Below are 6000 nucleotides of genomic sequence, written 5' to 3'. Positions count from 1 at the left end.
AAACTATAGTAATAGCCGTTCACTCTTTGAAAAAACATAAGAATAACAGCTATTTGTCATGCGTACCGAAAAAGGTACGTTTATTTTTATATTTCGGGCTTACGTTTTACACGCAAAAATGCTTGGATAAGTTATGTATATCCAAGCATTTTTCTTTGTTTTCAATTATATTGTCTTGTTCAATAAAGCATACCATTAGCTAAAGAAGCGAATGTTCTTTTGAAACAATCGCCCCCTTTTTGTTAATCTTTCATAATAAAATATGGTCCACATTCACTTTCATGCGTTGATTATTGCAGATGAATTGAGCCACTTGTGCATAGTTTTGAGCCACCGATTGCGGAGGAAAGAGCCACCAATTGCGGACCGGAGAGCCATTATAATAGAATCAAAAGTTCAACTGAACTACCACATCCAAGTTGATCGAATGTATTATTCCGTTCCATATGATTATGTCCGAGAAGATGTCGATATACGACTAACCGCGGATTTAATTGAAGTTTACTTCAAAGAAGTCCGTATTGCATCCCATAAACGATTAAAGGGTGAAATTGGCGAGTTTTTTACGAACCCGGACCATATGCCTGATAATCACCGATTATATTTAGAACATAATCCCGAAAATAATCGGAAGTGGGCAGAAACAATTGGACCATCTATAGCACAATTTGTTTCTTATATCCTGGAAATGAATGTAGAGAAAAAAGCATTAAATATCCTTAGCACATTGAGGAATATAGCTACAAAATACACAAATGAAGAAATAGAAAAAGCAACAGAAACTTTACTTGAAATATCAACAAAGCCAACAGTTTCTGTGTTAAAAAGCGTACTGGAGAGAAATAAGAAGAAAAAGCAAAATAAGAAAACTGATATTAGTAGTAATCATACCACATCTGATGACTATGGATTTGTCCGTGGGGCTAAATACTTGGTTCAGGGTGAATAAATGATTTGGTCTACCTAATTCCATCATATTATGTTCTTTAAGCCCATAAAGTATCTCATTTTATTAAACGTTTTTATTGAAAATGGGAACAATAAAAGTACATGAACAGATGGTGGCAAAAGAATTTACATGATATTATTTAGGGGAAAGAAGGTGCAAGATGAATAAAGGAAAGTTAAAAGTTACATGTACAGCTCTGCATGAAAGTGGAAAGGGAATTGTAAATATAAAAGGGAAAGATTACCTTGTATCCAATCTACTTGAAGGTGAAACTGCAACCGTTGAGATAATAAAAACGAAACATAAAACTTTTGTTAATGTAGTCAAAATTGAAAAAGAATCTAAGCATCGGGTAAAACCAGAATGTTTATATTATAGCGAATGTGGTGGATGCCAGCTCCAACATATGTCTCACGAAGCACAGGACAATTTTAAACAAAGATTAGTTGAGAATCTTTTAAAATCATATGGCAAAGTAAATGATATTTTACCGATGAAAGAACCTTACTACTATAGAAATAAAGTGCACTCAACATTTGCCTATAATAAAAAGAGAAAAATTATATCCGGAATCTATCAGGAAGACAGTCATCATGTCATTGATATAGACGAATGTATGATACATGATCGTAAGGCAGATGAAATTATAGACACCATCAAAGAATTTATGAAGTCCTTTAAAATGCAACCATTTGATGAAGACACAGGTAGAGGGTTTCTAAGGCATATACTGATAAAAAGAGGATTTGCAACGAATCAAGTAATGGTTGTTTTAGTGACATCCACAAAAGTCTTCCCAGGTAAAAATAATTTTATCAAAGCATTGGTTAAAGCTCATCCAGAAATATCTACTATTATTATGAATATTAATAAGCGGAGAACGTCAGTAGTACTGGGAAATGAGGAGACTGTTTTATATGGAAAGGGTTATATTGAAGATATATTATGTGGTGTAAAATTCCAAATTTCAGCTAAGTCTTTTTATCAGGTCAATCCCATTCAAACTGAAATTTTATATAACAAGGGAATTGAGATGGCAAAACTAAAAGGCAATGAAACAGTCATAGATGCATATTGTGGGATAGGTACGATATCATTAATAGTTAGTGACAAAGTGAAGAAAGTTATAGGTGTTGAACTAAATAAAGATGCAGTAAAAGATGCAATAAAAAATGCCAAAAACAATCATATTAAAAATACCTATTTCTACAACGATGATGCTGGGGATTTTATGGTGAAACTAGCAAATGAAAATAAAAAAATGGACCTAGTTATCATGGACCCACCAAGATCAGGAAGTGACGAAAAGTTTTTATCTTCCCTGATCAAACTATCGCCAAAGAAAGTGATTTATGTCTCTTGCAACCCAGTCACTTTGAAAAGAGATCTAAAATATTTAACTAAAAATGGATATAAAGTAAAAGAAATTCAACCAGTAGACATGTTTCCGCAAACGTCGCATGTAGAGTGTGTGGTTCTGCTACAAAGAGGAACTGTCTAACTAATATAAACAACGCTGAACCAAAATAAACATTCGGTTTTCAGACCCCGATTTCGTAAAGAGCAATATCAGAAAGGAACTTGAAGCTTAGAGTAAGGTATGATGTGATAGAACATTCTGAAACCTTTTAGAGACTTAAATCGTAGTGATTTGAAGAGAGGGAGGGAATACTTTGAAAAAATACTTATTGTTTGTCGGGAGTTTTAGTATAGCTTTTTTAGCGCTCCAAATATTATCAGGTATGTTGCTAACAATGTTTTATACACCTAGTGGATCATGGGAAAAGGTTTCATCAATATCGTCTTATGTTGAGTTTGGTAGTACAAGTTCTATTTCTCCTCTTGTAATATCCTTAATAGCTCTGGGCATAGCATTTGGTACTACTAAGCTAATCAACAAAAAGTCTGTATAATACTTGAAGAAGAGGCTAGAACACATAATGAAAATATTAAGCTATAAAGACGAACAATACCTTAATTTAGTGAAGTATATTTTCGCTGCGCATTATGATACGAGGGAATTCGTCCTTCCCTCCCCAGCCTCTAAGTGTCTAACAAAAAAACATCTCTAATTCCGAATACTGATGTATAGATTTTCTCCAATCCAAACACCAGCCATTTTCCTGGCAAATGAGAAGAAACTAGCACAACTTATTCAAGTAAATGTAGAGGTTGTGTCACATATTAGTAAAATCTTTAGACAGGTTATGGTTATCACATGTGGCCTAATCTTGAAAAAATATTGTTTGTATTGCCCTTTTCCTAGACCTTCCATTATTATCAGATATATTATGAACAAAAGAATTTAGAACAAGTTGCAAGAGTTAAAAATAGAACGGGTTGTCCTCAAACATTCATTTCACTAATTGAGGACAACCCTTTTTTATAAACTAATCTCTGGACAACTCAGATTCTTTCACCCAATTTTGAGACCAGTTCTCGATTGTTCTCAAAATTGGTTCCATCGAATGTCCTTTTTCAGTTAAGGAGTATTCGATCACGACCGGTGTTTCGGGTATAACTTCACGCTTTACTATATCTTGATGTTCTAAATCTTTTAAACGGTCCGATAATACTTTCCCACTTATACCAATAGACGATTGAATTTCACTAAAACGCTGTGTACCGAGTAGTAATTGATAAATAACTAATGCTGTCCATCTCTGACTTAGTAGAGAGATGGCTTTTTCAAACTTTGGACAAATTGTTGGTTCTGTCATGTGCATTCACCTTTCTTATTTACAGTATACCATAAAAAGTTAATTTGTTATACAAAGGTAAATTAATAACTTGACAATATATAATATCTACTATAAATTTAGTTACATAAAGTAACCGGGTGAAAAAAGGAGAGTAAAAATGTATAAACAAGAAATCGGGAAAGTTATTTTAAGGGTGGTATTTGGTCTAACATTTTTCATTCATGGTTTATCTAAGTTCCAAGATGGAATTTCAAATACAGTAGGATATTTTGACAGTCTTGGAATTCCAGGTTTTCTAGCCTATGTAGTCGCTACAATAGAGCTAATTGGGGGGATTGCTTTAATTTTTGGGATTGGAACCAGAATCATTAGTTTGCTATTTGCACTTATTATGATAGGAGCTATTTTTACTGCAAAATTATCACTCGGTTTCCTTGGCAATGGCCAAATGGCTGGATATGAACTTGATTTGCTATTATTAGCAATATCCTTTTTCTTTATATTCGCTGATAAATCGGTATTATCTTTAGATCAAAAGTTATTTAATTCAACGAATAATTAGGAGGAATATAATATGAGCTTTCACAGAAAACCAAAGACATTTGTTGGTCATGTCAATATAAAGGTGGAAAATTTAGAAAGGTCTTTACAGTATTATCAAGAAATAATCGGATTCACTATTTTAGAACGGACATCATCGACAGCCAAACTTACAACAGATGGGAAAACAAGCATTCTATCGTTGGAGCAACCTGAAAATGTTATTCCAAAACAAGGAAGAACAACTGGCTTATATCATTTTGCACTTCTTTTGCCTGAAAAAAGAGATTTGGCCAATATTGTTGTCCATTTCATAGAAAATGGTATTCGATTTGGATCATCTGATCATCTCGTCAGTGAGGCATTATATTTACATGATCCTGATGGAAATGAGATTGAAATTTATATCGATCGTGATCCTTCTGAATGGCAATGGGACAGGGAAGAAGTGGCCATGACAGTAGATCCGTTAAATTTTGAAAGGTTATTAAAGAATGTTGTAACAGAAAAAACATGGAAAGGATTGCCTGCAGCTACATTAATGGGACATATCCATCTGCATGTTTCCGAACTGAGGGAAACAGAAGAGTTTTATGTGAATGGCCTTGGATTTGATGTCGTTAATCGTTATGGGGGACAAGCTTTGTTCCTATCAACAGGAAAATACCACCATCATATTGGGGTGAACACATGGAATGGTGTAGGAGCGCCAAAGCCATCAGAGAATAGTGTTGGAATGGAATCATTCACGCTTATTTTACCGAGTGAAGAAGCAGTCAAAGAAACGATTAACAATTTGCATAAAATCGGAGTTTCGGTAAAAGAAGAAGATGGCAGATTACTCACTTATGATCCGTCTGGAAACCGTATAGAATTAACTGTTTAAGAGAGGGCGATAGAAGTAGAAATATTTACACTCGCTGATATAGACTAGACCCCATTCCTAGAAAAACGATCGTCACTAAGTACAGAAAGAATTTACCAATACTAAATAAGCAATGAGGGATTCCGGAAAACTCAATAATATCTAATCCTTTTTATGGCTCATCGTATATCGCATAACAGAAGTGATCTGACAAGGTAGACTACTAAACGAGCTCTTATTTATAGAAGAGAGCTCGTTTAGTAAACAATCGCAACCAAGTGGAATAGGGTTTCTCAAGAAATGATTGAAAATCAAATATGATTAGGGAAAATGACATGGATGCAAGAAGATGATGGACACGGGTGAATTTTACATATGTGATCAAGTTGATAAAGATATAATATTGAAAAGGCGTAAATCAAATTTTGTATTAAGTATGTCCATAACCTTTCAAAAATCCATATTGTTCCTACTGAGAAGGTCCTAAAATAACACTTAATATGTTATAAATCCTTATTTTTGTACTTCAGAGAACCAATAAAAACGGTGGTCATAACTAATAAAGCAGACATTACAGAAGCAGTTAAACATCTTTTAACTGTTTTTTCGGAAGACAATTAGCCAAGATAAAATAAATTCTATTCGGACCAAAGGTATAATCATTAAAATTCTCTCCTTTTCGCTTTTTAGATTCCGCAACTCAAAAAAATAATTCAAAGTAAAGATACTTTTCACTCCCTTTTCCCCGTCTTTTAAATTAATCTTATTAATTTCAGCATATTGTTCTGTAGATTATTTGGTCAGTTAAGTTTATTGTTAAAATGCTAAGTAACCACTTTTTAATTGAGAGAAACTACTAATTTATCTCCCAGACCTTTCTGCTTTTCGAGTCTTAATCCAATAATAAGTAAGTTTTTATCAATCATGTCAATTCATTGATCTAA

At 33.5% G+C, this 6000-nt stretch carries 6 protein-coding genes; 5 read left to right on the top strand and 1 reads right to left on the bottom strand.

What is annotated here, in order from left to right:
• The first annotated feature begins 337 nt into the window (after window positions 1–337).
• From J2Z23_RS17370 to J2Z23_RS17360, 3 genes are all read left to right on the top strand, one after another.
• Complete coding sequence (locus tag J2Z23_RS17370; RefSeq protein ID WP_057994398.1) at window positions 338–949, top strand: Mu transposase domain-containing protein; 612 nt, start codon at window positions 338–340, stop codon at window positions 947–949.
• A gap of 160 nt (window positions 950–1109) precedes the next feature.
• Window positions 1110–2450 carry a 23S rRNA (uracil(1939)-C(5))-methyltransferase RlmD gene (gene rlmD / locus J2Z23_RS17365; protein WP_209974691.1) on the top strand — a complete coding sequence of 447 codons (1341 nt, stop codon included), beginning with the start codon at window positions 1110–1112 and terminating at the stop codon, window positions 2448–2450.
• Between the two features lie 172 nt (window positions 2451–2622).
• The gene (locus J2Z23_RS17360; protein WP_057988690.1) at window positions 2623–2862 is read left to right on the top strand and encodes a hypothetical protein; all 240 of its coding nucleotides are present in this window, start codon (window positions 2623–2625) and stop codon (window positions 2860–2862) included.
• 477 nt (window positions 2863–3339) lie between these two features.
• Here J2Z23_RS17360 and J2Z23_RS17355 read toward each other — a convergent pair whose 3' ends face one another.
• Entirely contained in the window at window positions 3340–3669 is a 330-nt protein-coding gene (locus J2Z23_RS17355) for a winged helix-turn-helix transcriptional regulator (protein WP_057994399.1), read from the bottom strand.
• Between the two features lie 139 nt (window positions 3670–3808).
• On the opposite strand from J2Z23_RS17355, the gene J2Z23_RS17350 reads away from it, so the two are divergent.
• Both J2Z23_RS17350 and J2Z23_RS17345 read left to right on the top strand, forming a co-directional pair.
• Entirely contained in the window at window positions 3809–4213 is a 405-nt protein-coding gene (locus J2Z23_RS17350; protein WP_209974689.1) for a DoxX family protein, read from the top strand.
• Window positions 4214–4225: 12 nt separating this feature from the next.
• Window positions 4226–5077: a VOC family protein gene (locus tag J2Z23_RS17345; RefSeq protein WP_057988686.1), complete on the top strand. Its 852-nt coding sequence runs from the start codon at window positions 4226–4228 to the stop codon at window positions 5075–5077.
• Window positions 5078–6000: the final 923 nt, after the last annotated feature.

This window comes from Lederbergia galactosidilytica, from assembly GCF_017873565.1.
Taxonomy (GTDB): Bacteria; Bacillota; Bacilli; order Bacillales; family Bacillaceae_C; genus Lederbergia; species Lederbergia galactosidilytica.
This window is presented reverse-complemented; position numbering and strand designations above follow the sequence as displayed.